General features: G+C 69.6%; 20 protein-coding genes. 10 read left to right on the top strand and 10 right to left on the bottom strand.

The window, feature by feature from the left end; translation table 11 throughout:
- Position 1: 1 nt before the first annotated feature.
- Positions 2-913, top strand: coding sequence for a carbohydrate ABC transporter permease (locus tag ACZ6Z4_RS29710; protein ID WP_465571307.1), 912 nt, complete (start codon positions 2-4; stop codon positions 911-913).
- The gene (locus ACZ6Z4_RS29715) at positions 910-1749 is read left to right on the top strand and encodes a carbohydrate ABC transporter permease (RefSeq protein WP_465571310.1); all 840 of its coding nucleotides are present in this window, start codon (positions 910-912) and stop codon (positions 1747-1749) included. Before ACZ6Z4_RS29710 ends, ACZ6Z4_RS29715 begins: the two co-directional genes overlap by 4 nt.
- A 376-nt stretch (positions 1750-2125) precedes the next feature.
- On the opposite strand, the gene ACZ6Z4_RS29720 is transcribed toward ACZ6Z4_RS29715, so the two are convergent.
- The gene (locus ACZ6Z4_RS29720; RefSeq protein ID WP_465571313.1) at positions 2126-3163 is read right to left on the bottom strand and encodes a LacI family DNA-binding transcriptional regulator; all 1038 of its coding nucleotides are present in this window, start codon (positions 3161-3163) and stop codon (positions 2126-2128) included.
- A gap of 61 nt (positions 3164-3224) precedes the next feature.
- On the opposite strand from ACZ6Z4_RS29720, the gene ACZ6Z4_RS29725 reads away from it, so the two are divergent.
- Positions 3225-3779: an AAA family ATPase gene (locus ACZ6Z4_RS29725; RefSeq protein WP_465571316.1), complete on the top strand. Its 555-nt coding sequence runs from the start codon at positions 3225-3227 to the stop codon at positions 3777-3779.
- Here the strand turns inward: ACZ6Z4_RS29725 and ACZ6Z4_RS29730 are convergent, their stop codons facing one another.
- Positions 3780-4256, bottom strand: coding sequence for a hypothetical protein (locus tag ACZ6Z4_RS29730; protein ID WP_465571319.1), 477 nt, complete (start codon positions 4254-4256; stop codon positions 3780-3782).
- Between the two features lie 82 nt (positions 4257-4338).
- Here ACZ6Z4_RS29730 and ACZ6Z4_RS29735 point away from each other — a divergent pair, with 82 nt between their 5' ends.
- On the top strand, positions 4339-5568 hold the full coding sequence (locus ACZ6Z4_RS29735) for an NAD(P)/FAD-dependent oxidoreductase (RefSeq protein ID WP_465571322.1): 1230 nt from the start codon (positions 4339-4341) through the stop codon (positions 5566-5568).
- Positions 5569-5609: 41 nt separating this feature from the next.
- On the top strand, positions 5610-6014 hold the full coding sequence (locus tag ACZ6Z4_RS29740) for a DUF3592 domain-containing protein (protein WP_465571325.1): 405 nt from the start codon (positions 5610-5612) through the stop codon (positions 6012-6014).
- Between the two features lie 27 nt (positions 6015-6041).
- Here ACZ6Z4_RS29740 and def read toward each other — a convergent pair whose 3' ends face one another.
- Positions 6042-6647: a peptide deformylase gene (def, locus tag ACZ6Z4_RS29745; RefSeq protein ID WP_465571329.1), complete on the bottom strand. Its 606-nt coding sequence runs from the start codon at positions 6645-6647 to the stop codon at positions 6042-6044.
- A gap of 55 nt (positions 6648-6702) precedes the next feature.
- Here def and ACZ6Z4_RS29750 point away from each other — a divergent pair, with 55 nt between their 5' ends.
- Positions 6703-7272: a DinB family protein gene (locus ACZ6Z4_RS29750; protein ID WP_465571332.1), complete on the top strand. Its 570-nt coding sequence runs from the start codon at positions 6703-6705 to the stop codon at positions 7270-7272.
- Between the two features lie 24 nt (positions 7273-7296).
- Here ACZ6Z4_RS29750 and ACZ6Z4_RS29755 read toward each other — a convergent pair whose 3' ends face one another.
- Positions 7297-8115: an LLM class F420-dependent oxidoreductase gene (locus ACZ6Z4_RS29755; RefSeq protein ID WP_465571335.1), complete on the bottom strand. Its 819-nt coding sequence runs from the start codon at positions 8113-8115 to the stop codon at positions 7297-7299.
- Between the two features lie 110 nt (positions 8116-8225).
- Between ACZ6Z4_RS29755 and ACZ6Z4_RS29760 the strand changes: the two genes are divergently transcribed.
- Both ACZ6Z4_RS29760 and ACZ6Z4_RS29765 read left to right on the top strand, forming a co-directional pair.
- On the top strand, positions 8226-8729 hold the full coding sequence (locus tag ACZ6Z4_RS29760; protein ID WP_465571338.1) for a DinB family protein: 504 nt from the start codon (positions 8226-8228) through the stop codon (positions 8727-8729).
- Between the two features lie 75 nt (positions 8730-8804).
- Positions 8805-9785: an SMP-30/gluconolactonase/LRE family protein gene (locus ACZ6Z4_RS29765; RefSeq protein ID WP_465571343.1), complete on the top strand. Its 981-nt coding sequence runs from the start codon at positions 8805-8807 to the stop codon at positions 9783-9785.
- 24 nt (positions 9786-9809) lie between these two features.
- Here ACZ6Z4_RS29765 and ACZ6Z4_RS29770 read toward each other — a convergent pair whose 3' ends face one another.
- Both ACZ6Z4_RS29770 and ACZ6Z4_RS29775 read right to left on the bottom strand, forming a co-directional pair.
- A complete protein-coding gene (locus ACZ6Z4_RS29770) occupies positions 9810-10586 on the bottom strand; it encodes a dioxygenase family protein (protein ID WP_465571349.1) in 777 nt (258 codons plus the stop codon).
- A gap of 63 nt (positions 10587-10649) precedes the next feature.
- Complete coding sequence (locus ACZ6Z4_RS29775; RefSeq protein WP_465571353.1) at positions 10650-12389, bottom strand: BCCT family transporter; 1740 nt, start codon at positions 12387-12389, stop codon at positions 10650-10652.
- A 106-nt stretch (positions 12390-12495) separates the two neighbouring features.
- Here ACZ6Z4_RS29775 and ACZ6Z4_RS29780 point away from each other — a divergent pair, with 106 nt between their 5' ends.
- Positions 12496-13350 (top strand): LLM class flavin-dependent oxidoreductase, encoded by an 855-nt coding sequence (locus tag ACZ6Z4_RS29780; RefSeq protein ID WP_465571357.1) that lies wholly within the window; start codon positions 12496-12498, stop codon positions 13348-13350.
- Here the strand turns inward: ACZ6Z4_RS29780 and ACZ6Z4_RS29785 are convergent.
- On the bottom strand, positions 13347-13841 hold the full coding sequence (locus tag ACZ6Z4_RS29785; RefSeq protein ID WP_465571360.1) for a DUF6328 family protein: 495 nt from the start codon (positions 13839-13841) through the stop codon (positions 13347-13349). The two genes, ACZ6Z4_RS29780 and ACZ6Z4_RS29785, sit on opposite strands and share 4 nt — an antisense overlap.
- A 138-nt stretch (positions 13842-13979) precedes the next feature.
- Positions 13980-14183, bottom strand: coding sequence for a cold-shock protein (locus ACZ6Z4_RS29790; protein WP_012921273.1), 204 nt, complete (start codon positions 14181-14183; stop codon positions 13980-13982).
- Between the two features lie 484 nt (positions 14184-14667).
- Between ACZ6Z4_RS29790 and ACZ6Z4_RS29795 the strand changes: the two genes are divergently transcribed.
- Positions 14668-14928, top strand: a complete 261-nt coding sequence (locus ACZ6Z4_RS29795) for a protealysin inhibitor emfourin (protein WP_465571368.1) — start codon at positions 14668-14670, stop codon at positions 14926-14928.
- A 38-nt stretch (positions 14929-14966) separates the two neighbouring features.
- Here ACZ6Z4_RS29795 and ACZ6Z4_RS29800 read toward each other — a convergent pair whose 3' ends face one another.
- Complete coding sequence (locus ACZ6Z4_RS29800; RefSeq protein ID WP_465571371.1) at positions 14967-16592, bottom strand: beta-N-acetylhexosaminidase; 1626 nt, start codon at positions 16590-16592, stop codon at positions 14967-14969.
- 59 nt (positions 16593-16651) lie between these two features.
- Positions 16652-17422, bottom strand: coding sequence for a fructosamine kinase family protein (locus tag ACZ6Z4_RS29805; RefSeq protein WP_465571376.1), 771 nt, complete (start codon positions 17420-17422; stop codon positions 16652-16654).
- Positions 17423-17507: the final 85 nt, after the last annotated feature.

Here is a 17507-nt window from a genome sequence, read left to right on the forward strand (position 1 = left end):
GATGAGTCAGCCTCGTGCCGCCACGTCCGGACCCAAGGGACGTGGCGGCCTGCTCCCGGTGCTGCTGGTCGCACCGGCGGTGGTCCTGCTGCTGCTGTTCACGATCGCTCCGGCGATCTACGCCGTCGTCCTGAGCTTCCTGCGCGTCAAGGTCGGGCGCGGGCTACTCGGCGGCGGCAAGCCGACCGAGGTGTTCGCCGGGTTCGCCAACTACGCGGCGACGCTGAGCGACCGCGAGTTCTGGGCGAGCCTGGGGCGGATGCTGCTGATCGCGGGAGTCGGCGTACCGATGACTGTCGCGCTGGCGGTGCTCTTCGCGCTCTGCCTGGACGCGAAGCGGGCCCGGCTGGTCGGGTTCGCGCGGCTCGCGATCTTCCTGCCGTACGCCGTACCGGGTGTGGTCGCGTCGCTGCTGTGGGGGTTCCTGTACCTGCCGGCGACCTCGCCGATCGGCGGTGACGTGGTCGACTACTTCGGCACCAAGGGGATCTTCTTCAGCGTCGCGAACGTGGCGGTGTGGGGCGTGGTCGGCTTCAACATGGTGATCCTGTACACCGCCGTACGGTCGTTGCCGCCGGAACTGTTCGAGGCGGCCGAGCTGGACGGGGCGTCGGAGTTCCAGATCGCCGTCCGGGTGAAGCTGCCGATGATCGCGCCCGCAGTCGCGATGGTGGCGCTGTTCTCGGTGATCGGCTCGCTGCAGCTGTTCAACGAGCCGACCACGCTGAAGCCGCTGGCCAACGCGATCTCGTCGACCTGGGTGCCGCTGATGCGGGTCTACACCGATGCCTTCGTCAACAACAGCATCTACGAGGGCGCCGCGACGTCGTTCGTCCTGATCACGCTGACCGTCACGGCGACCGTCCTGGTCTCCGCCCTGGGTCGCCGACTCACCCGGAGGCAGACCCGATGACCCGCCACATCCGCTGGGTCCCCACGACCATCCTGCTGATCGGGGCCCTGTACTGCGTCCTGCCGGTCCTGTGGATCCTGATCGCCTCCACGAAGACCAACGACGAACTCTTCTCCACCGCACCGTTCGTCCCGTCCTTCTCCGGCGGCTTCTTCTCCAACCTGGACGCACTGTTCTCGTACAACAACGGCATCTTCTCGCGCTGGATCCTCAACTCGGTGATCTACGCGGTAGGCGGCGGCCTGCTCTCGACAGCGATCGCCGGAGCCGCCGGCTACGCCCTCGGCAAGTACCACTTCACCGGCAGCCGAGCCCTCTTCCGAGCCATCGTCGCCGCCGTCCTGCTCCCACAGATCATGCTCGCCATCCCACAGTTCTTGCTGATGGCAAAGTTCGGCCTCACCAACAACTACGCCTCAGTCCTCTTACCCCAGCTCGTCAGCCCCTTCGCCATCTACCTCTGCAAGATCTACGCCGAAGCCTCGGTCCCCGACGAGATCATGGAAGCCGCCAGAATCGACGGCGGCTCCGAACTCCGCATCTTCGGCTCCGTAGGCGCGCCCCTCATGCTCCCGGCCTTGGTGACGGTCTTCCTCCTCCAATTCATCGGCATCTGGAACAACTTCCTCCTGCCCTTCGTGATGATCAGCGACGACCACCTCTACCCCCTCACCCTCGGCCTCTACGGCCTGATGATCATCACCGGCGGCCAGGCAGCGCAGTACTCCATCGTCATCGCGGGAGTGTTGGTCTCGATCGTCCCCCTGGCCATCTTGTTCCTGAGCCTCCAGCGCTACTGGAAGATCGACCTACTGAGCGGAGGAGTGAAGCTGTAGAACGCGCGAGGCGCAACACGCACGGGCGCTCGCGACACCGCTCGCCAGTTGGCGAAACGGCGACACATCTTGCGGCGTCCAGGTCCTTTGGAGGCTCACGCCTGAGTTCGCGGGGGCGCGGCCCCAGCGCGGACGTGGGGGAGGTGTGACTGCAGCTGGCGGTCACTCGCACTTGTCATGCCGGTTAGAGCACCAGCAGGTGTTCGCGCGGGCGACGGGAGGCCGGGCCGATCATCGCCATGCCCGGTGCCCGGTGCCCGGTGCCCAGGGCTAGGGCGCTTGGGGCGGTGGAGCGCGGAGCGGCGCTGGCGTCGCTCGCCGGGGTTCCGGCGTTGAGCCGCGTCAGCGGCCTTCGGTGGCGTACAACGGCTGGTGTTCAGCTGGTGAGCGGCGGGGTGCTCGCGCGAAGTACTGGGTACGCCGGGACCGTGCGGCGGGTGAGGGTCGTGTCGGTGGTGGTCGCTCGGTAGACGGCTTCTTCGGCGACGGCGTTCAGGGCGACATGCACGGTGGTGAGCTTGGGGACCACGTCGCGCAGGGTGCTGATGTCGTCGAAGCCGGCGACGCCGATGTCCTCGGGGATGCGGAGGCCGCGTTCGCGGAGGCCGGCTAGGGCGCCGAGGGCCATGTCGTCGGTGATCGCGAAGACGAGTTGGAGGTCGTGGAGCTCGGTGTCGCTCAAGGAGAGCACGAAGTCGCGGGCGCCGGCCCAGCTGAAGTCGGGGTGGTGGACCCGGGCGTCGCCGACACCCGACTCGAGCAGGCCCTGGACGAAACCTTCGACCCGGCGCTGCATCGAGAGCAGGGGAGTGGCGCTGCCGAGGACCAGGCAGCGGCGGTAGCCCAGCTCGGCCAGCTCGCGCGCCAGCGAACGAGCGCCTTCGTGGTTGTCGAAGTCGACGGTCTCGAAGGGCAGGTCGCTGCGGCTGATCAGCACCACCCGCCCGCCGGTCTCCTCGTACCGGCGCAGCTCGTCGACGAGATCCTGTTCCGACGGCGGGTCGACGTACCCGGTCCCGGCGAGGATGATCGCGCGCGGCTGCTGGCCGCGCAGCTCGCGCACGAGATCGAGCTCGCGTTCGGCGTGCCGCTCGGTGACGGCGATCGACACGTGCAGCCCGATCGCCTCGGCCTGCTTCATGATCTCGGCGGCCATCGCGGAGAAGTACGGGTCGGAGATCAGGCTGATCACCAGCGCCACCGTCCGCGACGTGCCGCGCGCCATCGCCTGCGCCGGCAGGTTCGGCGTGTACCCGAGCTGCCGCGCCGCCGCCAGCACGCGTTCGCGGTAGCTCTCGGCGACCTTGCGCGCGCTCCCGTTCAGCACCCGCGACGCGGTCGGCTGCGAGACTCCCGCGTGCCGCGCCACGTCGTCGAGCGTGACCGGGCGCTTGGACCCTGGCTCGCTCTGCATCGATGGCACCCGCGCAGCTTATCGACGAAAAGCCCTGGACGGGCGTGATGGGATTGGCCACATGCGGAAAGTCGTCCTGATCACCGGCATGCAGGCCGCCGGCAAGTCCACGATCGCGCCGCTGCTCGCCGCCCGCCTCGGCCCGCCCGCGGCGACCCTCGACGGCGACGTCTTCCACCGCGGCGTCGTCGCCGGCGCGGTCGGCATGACCCCCGACCCCGATCCCGAGGCCGTCCGCCAGCTGGAGCTCCGGTACGCCGCCACCGCGAAGATCGCCCAGCACTACGCCGACGCCGGCTTCGACTTCACCTGTTCCGACATCATCCTCGGCGCCCACGTCGAGCGCTGGTTCGCCTCGCTGCGCGACGTCGAGCCGCACCTGGTGGTGCTCGTCCCGTCCGTCGACTCGATCGTCGCCCGCGAGCTGGGCCGCGGCAGTACGACGTACGCCGCCTGGCAGCGCCCGGGCGAGTCGCTCGCCGACGCCGTCCGCACTCTGCAGACAGGCCTCACCGAGATCCCGCGAAAAGGCCTCTGGCTCGACACCACCGACCAAACCCCGGCCGAAACCGTCGAAGCGATCCTCGAAAACGACCTCGAGTCCTCGCGCTGGTGATCACACCAGCGGGTCGACGACCATCGGCTCCGGGTGCACCCGCACCCATCCCGGCCGGACCGCCTCGATCGCCGCGGCGAGCGCCGGATCCTCGCGGTCCAGCGCGACCACCAGGAACCCGGTCGTCTGGTCCGGCCAGCTCACGCTGACCTTTCCCCGCCCTGGACCGGCGACCCGAACCGCGCGCACCTCCTCGTGCAGCCGCTCGATCTCCGCGGGGTCCGGCATCCACCGCCAGGCTTGGACCCTCAGGTGCTCCGGCCGAGCCACCATGGACGCGAGCTCCTCGCGAGCATGGCGTACCGCCGAATGGTCGAGCAGTCGCACGACCAGCAGCACGTGCCCGACGTTCGATTCGTACGCGTCGCGGTCGACGACCACCTCGCCGCCGAGCCTCGGCTGCTCCGCGACCCACCGCTGCAGCACCGGCAGATCGGCGTCCACCGTCGTCTGTTCGTACGGCGTGAACTCGCGCATCTGTCCACCGTACGGCCGGACGCGTTGACTGGGCCGGGCGCGACTTCTAATGTCGAAATCAATCGTCTTTAGAAGGAGATTCATGAGCAGCGGATCCAGCTTCGTCATCGTCGGGGCCAGTCTGGCCGGGGCGAAGGCGGCTGAGGCCTTGCGGGGCGAAGGGTTCGACGGGCGTGTCGTCCTGATCGGGGACGAGCGCGAGCGGCCGTACGAGCGGCCGGGGCTGTCGAAGGGGTACCTGCTCGGGAAGGACGAGCGCGACAAGTCGTTCGTGCACGCCGAGAGCTGGTACGCCGAGCACGACGTCGAGCTCGTCCTCGGCAACCGGGTCACCGGGCTCGATCGGGCCGCGCACGAGGTCTCCTTCGACAGCGGCGAGCGGATCGGGTACACCAAGCTCCTGCTCGCCACCGGTGTCTCGCCGCGCCGCCTCAAGGTCGACGGGGTGAAGCTCGACGGGATCCACTACCTGCGCCGGATCGGGCACTCCGACCAGCTCCGCGACGCGATCCGCGCCGGCGGCAGGGTCGTCGTCGTGGGCGCCGGCTGGATCGGGCTCGAGACCGCGGCGGCCGCGCGGGAGTACGGCTGCGAGGTGACGGTGATCGAGCCGCAGGAGACGCCGCTGTCCGCCGCGCTCGGCGGCGAGATGGGCGCGTTCTTCGCGTCGCTGCACCGGCGCCACGGCGTCGACCTGCGGCTCGGCCAGAGTGTCGCCGGCTTCCGCGGCACCGACAAGGTCGAGGCGGTGCTGACCGAGGACGGCAGCGAGTACGCCGCCGACGTGGTCGTGATCGGCATCGGCGCGCGCCCGAACACCGAGCTCGCCGAGCAGGCCGGCCTGACGGTCGACAACGGGATCGCGGTCGATGCGGCGCTCCGGACCGACGACGCCGACGTGTACGCCGTCGGTGACGTCGCGAACATCCAGAACCCGTTCTACGGCGAGCACCTGCGCGTCGAGCACTGGGACAACGCGCTGAACGGCGGCCCGGCCGCGGCGAAGTCGATGCTCGGCCAGGACGTCAGCTACGACCACCTGCCGTACTTCTTCACCGACCAGTACGACGTCGGCATGGAGTTCTCCGGCTGGATCGGCAACGGCTACGACCAGCTCGTCACCCGCGGCGACGTCGAGAAGCAGGAGTTCCACGCCTTCTGGCTCGCCGACCGCCGCGTGATCGCCGGCATGCACATCAACCAGTGGGACGACGGCATCAAGCCCACCCAGGAGCTGATCCGCTCCAAGAAGCAGGTCGACCCGACCAAGCTCGCCGACCCGAACACGCCGCTGAGCGACGTACAGGCCTGACCCACGAGAGCCCGAAAGCCTCCGCAGGTAGTCTCACCGCCATGCGGAGGCCGACGGCACCTGTGCGCCTCGCCGGTTGCCTTCTCGGCGCGGTCGTCCTGCTCGGCATCGGCGCGAACGCCGCCGTCGAGCTGGCGAGGCTCGACGGCCGCGGAGTACGGGTCACCGCGAGCGTCGTGCAGGAGCCGCCGCCGGGCCGCGGCCAGCGCTCGTTCACAGCCCGCTACACCACCGCCGACGGGCGGGAGATCACCACGGCGATCGGCCGGTACGACGCCGCCCCGAAGACCGGTGACCGGGTCGAGATCGTCTACGACCCGGGTGAGCCGACGGTCGCGAGGGCGGTCGACGCCTGGGAGACGCCCTGGGTGCCGGCGATCGCGTACGGCGCCGGCGCCGTACTACTGACGTGGATCGGGCTACGGCGCCAGCAAGCTACTCACTGACCTGGATCGCGCTCCGCCGCCAGCGAGCTACTCGCTGACCGGCTGGTCCTCGTGCGCCTCGGCGTTGAGCATGGGCGAGACCGGCCAGTCGCTCGGGTAGTCCGGGGCGAGCTCTTCGGCTTCGGCGAAGAGGCGGCGCTTGTACTTGCGGGAGAGGCGGTCGCCGAAGACGGTGCCCTGGGTGTGGTCGGTCTCGTGCTGGAGGCAGCGGGCGAGCAGGCCGTTGCCTTCGTAGGTCACCGGCTCGCCGTGCTCGTCGACACCCGTCACGCGGGCGAAGTCGGGGCGGGCGCACTTGGTGAAGGCGCCGGGCAGGGACAGGCAGCCCTCCTCGCCCTCGTCGAGGTGGCGGTCCTTGCCCTCGGGGAGCTCGACGACCGGGTTGCAGACGACGCCCTGGTGCCGGTTGCCGTCCTTGTCGGGGCAGTCGAACACGAACAGCTGCAGGTCGACGCCGACCTGGTTCGCGGCCAGGCCGACCCCCTCGGCGGCGTTCATCGTCGCGACCATGTCCGCGACCAGCTTCTGCAGGTCGTCACCGAAGTCGGTGACCGGCTGGTTCAGCCGGTGCATGACGTCCTCGCCCCACCGCGTGATGGGCAGCACCGAACCGTTCGTAGGCAGCGTAGGCATGCCGGAAATCCTAGCGAAGCGCCGTCCGGCCCGGACGCCCGCCTAGGGTGAGCGGGTGGATCCCAAAGACACGCTGCACACGTACCTGCGCTCGGTCCGCGAGGCGATGCTGTGGAAGCTCGGAGGACTCTCCGAGTACGACGTACGCCGGCCGCTCACGCCGACCGGCACCAACCTGCTCGGCCTGGTCAAGCACCTGGCGATCGTCGAGGCCGGGTACTTCGGGGCGACCTTCGGCCGGCCGTTCCCCGAGCACCTGCCGTGGTGGGACGACGACGCCGAGCCCGAGGCGGACCTGTGGGCGACCGCCGACGAGTCGCGCGACGAGCTGGTCGCGCTGTACCGCCGCGTCGGCGCGCACTCGGACGCGACGATCGAGGCGCTGGAGCTGGACTCGGTCGGCAAGGTGCCGTGGTGGCGCGAGGGCGAGGTGACGCTGCACCGGATCCTCGTCCACGTCGTGGCGGAGACCAACCGGCACGCCGGTCACGCCGACATCGTGCGCGAGACGATCGACGGCGCGGTCGGGTTGCGGGCGAGCAACCCGAACATCGAGGACCGGGACAGCGTCTGGTGGACGGCCCACCAGACCATGGTCCAGCAGGCCGCCGACGCGTTCAGGTAAGCCCGCGCTCGCAGGCCTACCGGTTCAGTCCTTCGCGTTGACCTCGTCGCGCCAGGCCAGCCACTCCCGGATCAGCCCGAGGTCGTAGTCCGGTCCCGAGCTGTTCATCGTGAACAGCCGCGTCCCGACGTCGAGCAGGCCCTTGCCGGCCTCCTCCGGGCTCTTGTCGCCGACCGCGGCGGAGCGCTCGATCTCGCCCGGGTCGCGCCCGATCGTCGCGCAGTGCGCGTCCAGTACGGCGTGCTTGTGCGCCATCGTCTCGGCGTCGCCGAAGCCGTGCCAGATCGTGGCGTGCTGGGCGACCAGCTTCAGCGTCTTCTTCTCACCGCCGCCACCGATCAGGACGGGGATGTCCCGCGTCGGCCGCGGGTTGAGCTTCGCCCAGCGCTGCTCGATCCGCGGCAGCGCCTGCCCGAGCGCGTCGAGCCGGCCGCCCGCCGTACCGAACTCGTAGCCGTACTCGTCGTAGTCCTTCTCGAACCAGCCGGACCCGATCCCGAAGATCAGCCGGCCGTCGCTGATGTGGTCGACGGTGCGGGCCATGTCGGCGAGCAGGTCGGCGTTGCGGTAGGAGTTGCAGGTCACCAGCGCGCCGAACTCGATCCGCTCGGTCGCCTCGGCCCAGGCCGCGAGCATCGTCCAGGCCTCGAAGTGCAGCCCGTCCGGGGCGCCGCTGAGCGGGAAGAAGTGGTCCCAGTTGAACACCACGTCGACGCCCAGTTCCTCGACCTTCGCCACCACGCGGCGGATGTCGGCGTACTCGGCGTGCTGGGGCTGGATCTGAACACCGATGCGAACCGGGTAGCTCGCATAGGGGCGATCGGTGGACTCAGTCGATGTCATGCCGGCAATCCTATCGGGCGTATCGGAGGACCCCTCCGGTACGTCCCCGATCCGAGCGGGAACGGTGTCGCCGAGCACCGCGACACCCTGACCCGCGATAGTTGACGACCATGGAGCTGCACGGACGCGTCGACCCGCCGTACATCGCTGGTGAGCTGGAGACCCTCATCGGGTTTCTCGACTTCCAGCGCGGCACGTTCCTGTGGAAGATCGAGGGGCTCACGCCTGAGCAGTTGGGGGCCGCGGTGCTGGCGCCGTCGACGCTGACGCTGCACGGCATGGTCCGGCACCTGACCGAGGACGAGCTGGGGTGGTTCGTCGGGCCGTTCACCGCGGGGCCGACGGCGTACCCGTACTCGTCCGACGCGGCGCCCGGTGCTGCTTGGTCGGAGCTGGACCCGGCCGCGTACGCCGGAGATCTCCAGCGGTACAAGGAGTCCGTCGAGCAGGCCCGGGCGGCAATCGCGGGGCTGCCGGGCGATCATGTCGTTGAGGACGAAGGTACGTCGTACAGCCTGCGCTGGATCGTCACGCACATGATCGAGGAGTACGCGCGGCACAACGGGCACGCGGATCTGCTCCGCGAGCACCTGGACGGTTCGACCGGGGAGTAGGTGCCCACGGCAACTGGCCACCGGGACACGCCTGGGAGCTGGCCGCCGGAGCGGCCGGGCTTCTAGGCTCGGGGGATGAAGTCGCGTATCGAGCCGGTCCGCTGGTCGCCCCCACCCGTTCCGCCCGCGCGGGAGGCGTCCGAGCTCGCGGTCGAGGTGGTCGCCGTACCGGGGCACGGGCCTGAGGACACGCTGATCGACGAGGACGGCAGCGTGCTGACCGGCCTGCGCGACGGCCGCATCCTGCGGGTCAGCGCGGACGGCCTGACGATCAGCACGCTCGCGGACACCGGCGGGCGGCCGCTCGGGCTGGAGTGGCTCGCGGACGGCAAGCTGCTGATCTGCGACGCGAACCGCGGGCTGCTGACGATGGATCGCGACGGCAAGGTCACCACGCTGCTCGGCGAGGTCGACGGGCGGCCGCTGCGCTTCTGCAACAACGCCGACGTCGCCGACGACGGCACGATCTACTTCACGAACTCCTCGACCCGGTTCGGTGTCGAGGAGTGGATGGCCGACCTGCTCGAGCACTCGTCGACCGGCAGCGTGTACCGCCTGCGGCCCGATGGTGAGCTGACCGTGCTGGCGGACGGGCGCCCGTTCCCGAACGGTGTCGCGCTCAGCGGCGACCAGCGGACGCTGTTCTTCGCCGAGACCGCTGGGTACGGGCTGTTCAAGCTCGACCTCACCAAGGACAGCGCCGAGCCCGAGCTGGTCGCGGCGATCCCGGGGCTGCCGGACAACATCTCGCGCGGCTCCGACGGGCTGATCTGGGTCGCGATCGGCTCCCCGCGCAACACCGTGCTCGACACGCTGCTGCCGAAGGCGCCGGTCTTCCGCAAGGTGGTCTGGGGCCTGCCCGACGCGCTGAAGCCGAAGCCCGCGGACATCATCGAGATCCAGGCGTACGACGACGCCGGCCGGCTCGTGCACGACCTCCGGGGGACGCACCCGCAGTTCCACATGCCGACCGGCGTGCGCGAGCGCGACGGCAAGGTCTGGCTGAGCAGCCTCGGTACGACGAGCGTCGCGCACTTCGCGACGCCGGCGATCTGACTGCTCAGCCCGACTGCCGCTGCCTCAGCCGATCTGCCAGGACCGCTTCGACAGCCCGTACCAGAACCCGTCGATCACCGTCTCCGCGCTCCCGAGCGACTCCTCGGCCGCACCGAGCGACACGAACAGCGGCGCGAAGTGCTCGGTCCGCGGGTGTGCGATCCCGGCCGCCGGCGCCTTGTGCAGGAAGTCGATCAGCGAGTCGACGTCCTGCGCCGCCAGCGCCCGCCGGGCCCAGTCGTCGAACTCCACCGACCACGTCGGCGCGGGTGCACCCGGCGCCCCGGCCAGGTTGATCTCGCGCAGGTTGTGCGTCGTGAACCCGCTCCCGACGATCAGCACGCCCTGGTCCCGCAGCGGCGCGAGCTTGCGTCCGATCGCGAACAGCGCGGCTGGGTCGAGCGTCGGCATCGACACCTGCAGCACCGGGATGTCCGCGTCCGGGTACATCTCCTTCAGCGGCACGTACGCGCCGTGGTCGAGCCCGCGCGACGGATCGTCGTACACGGGCGTCCCCGGGACCTGCAGCAGCTTGCGCACCTGCGCGGCGAGCTCAGGCGCGCCGGGAGCGGCGTACTGGACCTGGTAGTAGCGCTCCGGGAAGCCCCAGAAGTCGTAGAGCAGCGGGACGGTCTCGGTCGCGGCGAGCGTCAGCGGGGCCGCCTCCCAGTGCGCCGACACGATCAGGATCGCGGTCGGCCGCTCGATACCGGCCGACACCGCCGCCAGCTCGGACGTCCACTCACGGTCGTCGGCCAGCGGCGGTGCGCCATGGCTGAGGTACAGCACCGGGCTCTTCATGGGGTCCACCTCTCGGAAGTCGTTGCACCTTCCAATGTAGTTGAACCCTCAACATATTCCCAGCTACGTCTTCGGTACGGCGTCCTGCTTCGGTGCGGCGTCCTCGCCGTTCCCGGTGACGACCAGCGAGAAGTCGTCGCCGTGCGCCGAGACGCCCTCGATCACCGCGTTCTCGACCGCCTCGGTCCCGATCTCGCGCCGCAGCATCAGCGGATCGGTGCGCAGGTCCTTGGCCAGCGCGACCGCGAGCCCGACCATCACCAGCGCGAACGGCAGCGCTGCAACGATCGTCAGGTTCTGCAGCCCCTGCAGCGCTTCGGCTCCGCCGCCGCCGGCCAGCAGCATCACCGCCGCGACCGCGCCGGTCAGCACGCCCCAGAACACGACGACCGGCTTGCGCGGCGCGATCGCCCCGCGCTCGGACAGTGTCCCCATCACGATCGACGCGGCGTCCGCGCCGGACACGAAGAAGATCGCGACCAGTACGACGACCACGATCGTCGCCACCGACGCCAGCGGGAACGTGTCCAGCAGCCCGAACAGCTGCCCCTCCGGCGTCGACTGCCCGGCGATGTCGGTGCCGTTGCGCTGGGTGTTGATCGCGGCGCCACCGAACACGCAGAACCAGACCAGGCTGACCAGCGACGGCACCAGCAGGACGCCGGTGACGAACTGCCGGATCGTCCGCCCGCGGCTGATCCGCGCGATGAACATGCCGACGAACGGCGTCCACGAGATCCACCAGGCCCAGTAGAAGACCGTCCAGCCGGACAGCCACTTCGCCATCGCGTCGCCGCCGCTGGCCTCGGTCCGCGCGGCCATGTCGGCCAGGTCGCGGAAGTAGTCGCCGATCGCGGTCGGCACCAGGTTGAGGATCAGCACGGTCGGTCCGACCACGAACACGAAAACGGCCAGCACGACGGCCAGCACCATGTTGATGTTCGACAGCCATTGGATGCCCTTGGCAACACCGGAGACGGCCGAGGCGACGAAGGCCGCGGTCAGGATCGCGATCACCGCGACCAGGACGCCGTTACCGGCCTTGTCCATCCAGCCGAGGATCTGGACGCCGGACCCGATCTGCAGCGCGCCGAGACCGAGCGAGGCCGCCGAGCCGAACAGCGTCGCGAAGATCGCCAGGCTGTCGATCACCTTGCCGATCGGCCCTTCGGTCCGCCGGCCGAGCAGCGGCGCGAACGCCGAGCTGATCAGCTGCGAGCGGCCGCGCCGAAAGGTGCCGTAGGCAATCGCGATGCCGACGACGGCGTAGATCGCCCACGGGTGCAGGGTCCAGTGGAACAGCGTGGTCGCCATCGCGGTCTCCAGCGCCGCCGACGACCCGGCCTCGACCGTGCCGGGCGGGGGAGCGGTGAAGTGCGAGAGCGGCTCGCTGACGCCGTAGAACATCAGGCCGATGCCCATCCCGGCGCTGAACATCATCGCCACCCAGGACACGGTCTTGAACTCGGGCTGCTCGTCGTCGGCGCCGAGCGGGATCCGCCCGTACCGGCCGGCGGCCAGCCAGATCACGAAGACCACGAAACCCGAGGCCAGCAGCACGAACAGCCAGCCGGTGTTGTGCTCGACCCAGGTCAGCGCGCTGTCGGACGCCGTCCCGAGGCCGCCGGAGTCGGCGAAACCCCAGGCCACGAAGGCGAGCGCGATCGCCGCGGTGACGCCGAAGACGACTCGGTCCAGCCCTGAGCCACGACTTCGGCTGCCAGGTGGTGGTGGAGTGGCCAGTGCAGGATGCTCGTTCTCGTGATCGGGGGACAGGTGCTGATCCTCGATGTCGATCGCCACGGCTGCTACACGCCTCGCTTCGGCGCGCCTCCTTTTCCAGGGTTTCGGGGGGACTGCCTTACGACCGTGTCGAAGATCGTGGAGAAATGCAACTATCGTGGTCGGTATGCGATGCGGAATCACGATCCTGCCCGAGTACCGGTGGAGCGAGGCGGCGCCGAAGTGGCGGGCCGCCGAGGAGCTCGGGTTCGACCACGTCTGGACCTACGACCACCTGACCTGGGGCGGCCTGCAGGACTCACCGTGGTACGGAACGATGCCGACGCTGACCGCGGCGGCGCTGGTCACCTCCACTGTGAAACTCGGCACGTTCGTCACCTCGCCGAACTTCCGGCACCCGCTCGCGCTGACCCGCGAGATCCTTGCCCTGGACGACATCTCGAACGGCCGCTTCATCTGCGGCATCGGCGCCGGCGGTGGGATCGACACCACGATCCTCGGCGGCGAGGACCTGACCCCGCGGCAGAAGGTCGACCGGCTGACCGAGTTCACCGAGCTGCTCGACAAGCTGCTCACCACCGACGGGGTCGACCACCAGGGCGAGTACTTCGAGACCCGCAACGGCCGCACGCTGCCTGGTTGCGTCCAGCAACCACGTGTCCCGTTCGTGATGGCCGCGAACGGCCCGCGCTCGCTGCGCCTCGCGGTGAAGTACGGCAGCGGCTGGGTCACGACCGGCGGCAAGGCCGACGACCTGGACACCTGGTGGTCGACGGTCGCCGACCTCAGCCACCGGCTGGACGACGTACTGGAAGGCCGTCCGTTCGACCGCTACCTGTCGCTGGACTCGAAGGCCTACGCGCTGTCCAGCGCCGAGTCCTTCGCCGACGCCGTCGGCCGCGCCGAGACCCTCGGCTTCACCGACGTCATCACCCACTGGCCGCGCGCCGAGGGCGTCTACGCCGGCACCGAGGCCGCCCTGGAGAAGGTCGCGACCGAGGTCCTCCCGCGCTTCCGTTAGTCGTTCTTGCTGACCCGGCGGACGTACGCCGGGAGCGCGTACCAGAACACCAGGAACCAGGTGAGCACGACCGCGACGGTGACGATCGCGACCGTGCGGTTCAGCACCACGTCGAGGGCGAGCAGGACGCCGCCGCACATCGCGGCGATCAGGAAGACCAGGCCGGCGCTGGCCAGATGGTGCGCGATCCGGACCAGCCTGTCGCGCAGCCGCTGCTGGAAGACGATCCGGTGGAACGAGACCGGGGCGAGGAACAGCGCGACCGCCAGCGCGGCGGCGACCAGTGTCGCGGCGTACACGTCGTGGGTGAAGGCGTCGGCGTCCTGGAAGCGGTCCTGGAAGGCGATGCTGAGCAGGAACGCGAACAGGATCTGCGTTCCGGTCTGGGCCAGCCGCAGCTCCTGGAGCAGCTCGTTCCAGTGCCGGTCGAGGCGCTCGCCCTTGTCCTCGTCGTCGCGGGTGTAGTTACCGGGCCGGTCCTGCTCGGTCATCGCTCTCCTCGGGGGATCGTGCTGTGCCCGAACTGGTACCCGGCCTCAATCGCCCCGCAACGGCGAACGGGCCGCCCACCCGGAGGTGGACGGCCCGTTCGGTTTTTGCCGTGCTGAAGAGCTGATCAGATCCGGGGATCAGATCGGGCGGATGTTCTCCGCCTGCAGGCCCTTCTGGCCCTGGGTGATCTCGAACTCGACGCGCTGGTTCTCGTCCAGCGAGCGGAAGCCCGAGGTCTGGATGGCCGAGTAGTGCGCGAACACGTCCGCGCCACCGTCATCCGGGGTGATGAAGCCGAAGCCCTTGTCAGCGTTGAACCACTTGACAGTACCGACAGCCATTTGTGTCTATCTCCTTGATGGCTTGTAACAAACCGCGACCCACACCTCATGGGCCACGTGTCGCCGAAAGGCCCCAGATAGACAAAACCGGCCATGCAGCACAGCGAAAGTCAATGGGAGTCCAAAACTGCAACGCGACAACTGTAGCCGATCTGGAGCCCCGTGGAAGGGGTGACCACGAACACGTGTCGCGTAAAGTTGCCGCCCGCCACGCTCGGTGACCGGGTCCTGACGGGCGCGACAGGGCCCCGGCGAGCCGCACCGGAACCGGCCGAAGACAACGAAACCCCCGGCGACCTGCTGATTCGTCGCCGGCCCGGCCGCTGTGAGCGTTTCCAGCCGGGGACAAGGTAGGACAGCACGTCCTGTACGCCGGGTGATGGCCTTTCCGGCGGCGCGAATTGCGTCGGCGTGTCGCGCGAAGCTGGACAGAACCCGGCGGGTTCGGGAAGGTTTGGGCAGACCACGACCCGGGGAGTATTCGGTGTTTCTCACAGTCAGCCGCAGTGGTGGATTCGCCGGATTGACCGCCGGCGGCGAGCTCGACACCGCCACCGAGCCGGACGCCGAGCGGCTGGAGGCGGTCGCCGTACGGCTGGTCGAGCAGCCGCTGGGCGACGGGCGTCCGCAGCCCGACCGGTACATCTACCGGCTGGAGGTCGGTGACGCCGTCGTGGTCGTCGCCGAGCAGGACCTGGACGCCGATGCCGCCTGGCTGCTCGACAGAGTGCTCGGAAACGACTGAGGCCCCGGAGAGCGCGCTCTCCGGGGCCTCGTCAGCGGTCACCGCCAGGCGATCTCCGGCGCCCGGTAGAAGTTCACGCTGAGCGTGTCCCACAGCGAGCCCTGACCGGCCAGCCGGTCGGTGTACGCCGTCCAGTCCAGCGCGGAGGCCGGCGACCAGCCCAGCTCGGCGATCCCCGGCAGCCGCGGGAACGCCATGTACTCGAGCTTGTCGACGTCGTCGAGCGTCTCGGTCCACAGCGGGGCCTCGACGCCCGCGATCGAGCCTTCCGGCAGGTTCGGGATCAGCGTCGACGGGTTCCAGTCGTACGACTGGCGCAGGCTGACCAGCCCGGCCCAGTCCTGGCCCCACGGCGTGCTGTCGTCGTACTTCATGTCCATGTAGGCCCGGTTGGCCGGCGACATCACGACCTGCGCGCCCTGAGCGGCCGCCTTGCGGGCCAGCTCGCGGGACCGGTTGTCGTCGGTGCCCCAGTACTGCGCGATGCTGCCCGGCGGCAGCGGGGTCTCGGCGATCTCCTGCCAGCCCATCACACGCTTGTGCTGCTTGGTGACCAGCGCGGAGGCCTTCGGGACGAAGGTCAGGTAGTCCGAGTGCGGCGTCGAGTGCGCCTCGTCGCCGCCTAGGTGCAGCACGCTGCCCGGGTTCTGCTCGGCGACCTCGCGGAACACGTCGTCCAGGAAGTCGTAGGTGATGTCCTTGCCGACGCACAGTGAGCTGAAGCCGACCTCGGTGCCGGTGTAGAGCGGGGGAGCGACGCCGTCGCAGTTCAGTTCGGCGTACGACGCCAGGGCCGCGTTGGTGTGACCAGGAGTGTCGATCTCGGGGATGACCTCCATGAAGTGGTCGGCGGCGTACTGGACGAGCTGGGCGTACTCCGCCTTGCTGTACGAGCCTCCGGGCGTCCCGGTGGTCTCCAGGCTGCCGCCGTACGTCGTGAGCCGCGGCCAGCTGTCCACCTGGATCCGCCAGCCCTGGTCGTCGGACAGGTGCAGGTGGAGCTTGTTGAGCTTGTAGAGCGAGGCCAGATCGATGTAGCGCTTCACCTCCGCGACGGAGAAGAAGTGCCGGGACACGTCGAGCATGGCGCCGCGGTAGTCGTACCGGGGCGTGTCGGAGATCGCGGTACCGCTGATGCGCCACGGACCGGCCTGGCGGGTCTTCGACTCAGCCTTGGCGGGCAGCAGCTGGCGCAGTGTGGTCACGCCACGGAACAGCCCCTCCGGCGTGGCCGCGACGATGCTCAGCTGCGAGCGGTCCGCGCGCAGCTGGTAGCCCTCGGCGCCGAGCGAGGCCGGGCCGTTGGTGGACAGCTTCACGTCGACCAGACCCGGTACGGCCGGGATGATCGGCAGCGGATAGCCGGTGGAGCGCCGGAGCTGGCTGGTGAGCCCGTCAGCGACCTTCTTGGCCGCACGGCTCTCCTTGGCACTCGTCTCGAGGCCCACCAGGCTCCAGGGCTGCAGGGCGAAGCTCTGGCCGGGCAGCGCCTGCTGCTTGGCGGGCTTAGGGATCAGCGACGGGCCGGTGCTCGCAGCGGGCTGCTGCTGGACGGCCGGCTCGGCTGAGGCTGGGGAGGTGGCTAGGAGTGGGGACGCCAGCAGGGCGGCTGCGGCAAGACCGGCCAGGGTGACCTGACGACTGGGACGGGCGAGTCGTGTCATGACCGGAAGTGTTCGTCTGCTCACAGCCCGAGTCAAGGGCCTTCCGACAACTCCTTGCGTTAGTAGTGGTGGGCGACGGCCAGGGCGCGGGGGAGGTAGGCGGCGCCGAACATCACCAGGTGGGTCAGCAACGGGTGGAGGCGGTGGAGGGCGACGCGGTCGCGCCAGCCGTTGGTGAGCGGGTGCGCCTCGTCGTACGCGCGCAGGACGCGTTCCAGCTGCGGCATGCCGAACAGGCCGAGCATGGCGAGGTCCGTCTCGCGGTGGCCGCCGTGGGCGGCCGGGTCGATCAGGTGGACGCCGTCGGCGCACCAGACGACGTTGCCGGACCACAGGTCGCCGTGGAGGCGGCTGGGGCGCTCCGACGGGTCGTCGTACGCGCCGGCCTCCAGCTTGCTGCAGAGGCGTTCGAACACCTTCAGGTGATCGGTGTCGAGCGTCCCGGCGTCGTACGCCGTCCGCAGGTACGGGCGGAGCCGCAGGTTGGCGTAGAACGCACCCCACGCGTCCAGCGGGCGCAGGCTGTGTGGCAGCTCGATGGTGCCGATGAAGCCGTCGGTGTCCCAGCCGTCCGGCGGTACGCCGTACCAGCGGGCGCCGGCGTCGTGCGTGACGGCCAGCAGCCGGCCGAACTCGTCAGCGGCCGCACCGGTCGGCGGCACGGTGTCCAGGTGCGGTGTGGTCATGCTGGTCGCGGTGACGTCCAGCGGCGGCACCACCGGCACTCCACCGGGTACGGCGAGCCAGCGAAGCCCGGCGGCCTCGACGCTGAAGAACCCCGGGGGAGCGTCCAGCCGGTGCTTGACGAACGTGGCGGGCGGCACGGTCATGGGCGCACTCTGCCAGGTCCGCGTCACGCGGAGCGAGCCGCGGATCTGTCTGACCTGTCAACTGTGCGTGTCGAAAGGTGCGCAG

The organism is Kribbella sp. NPDC104740, assembly GCF_055583505.1.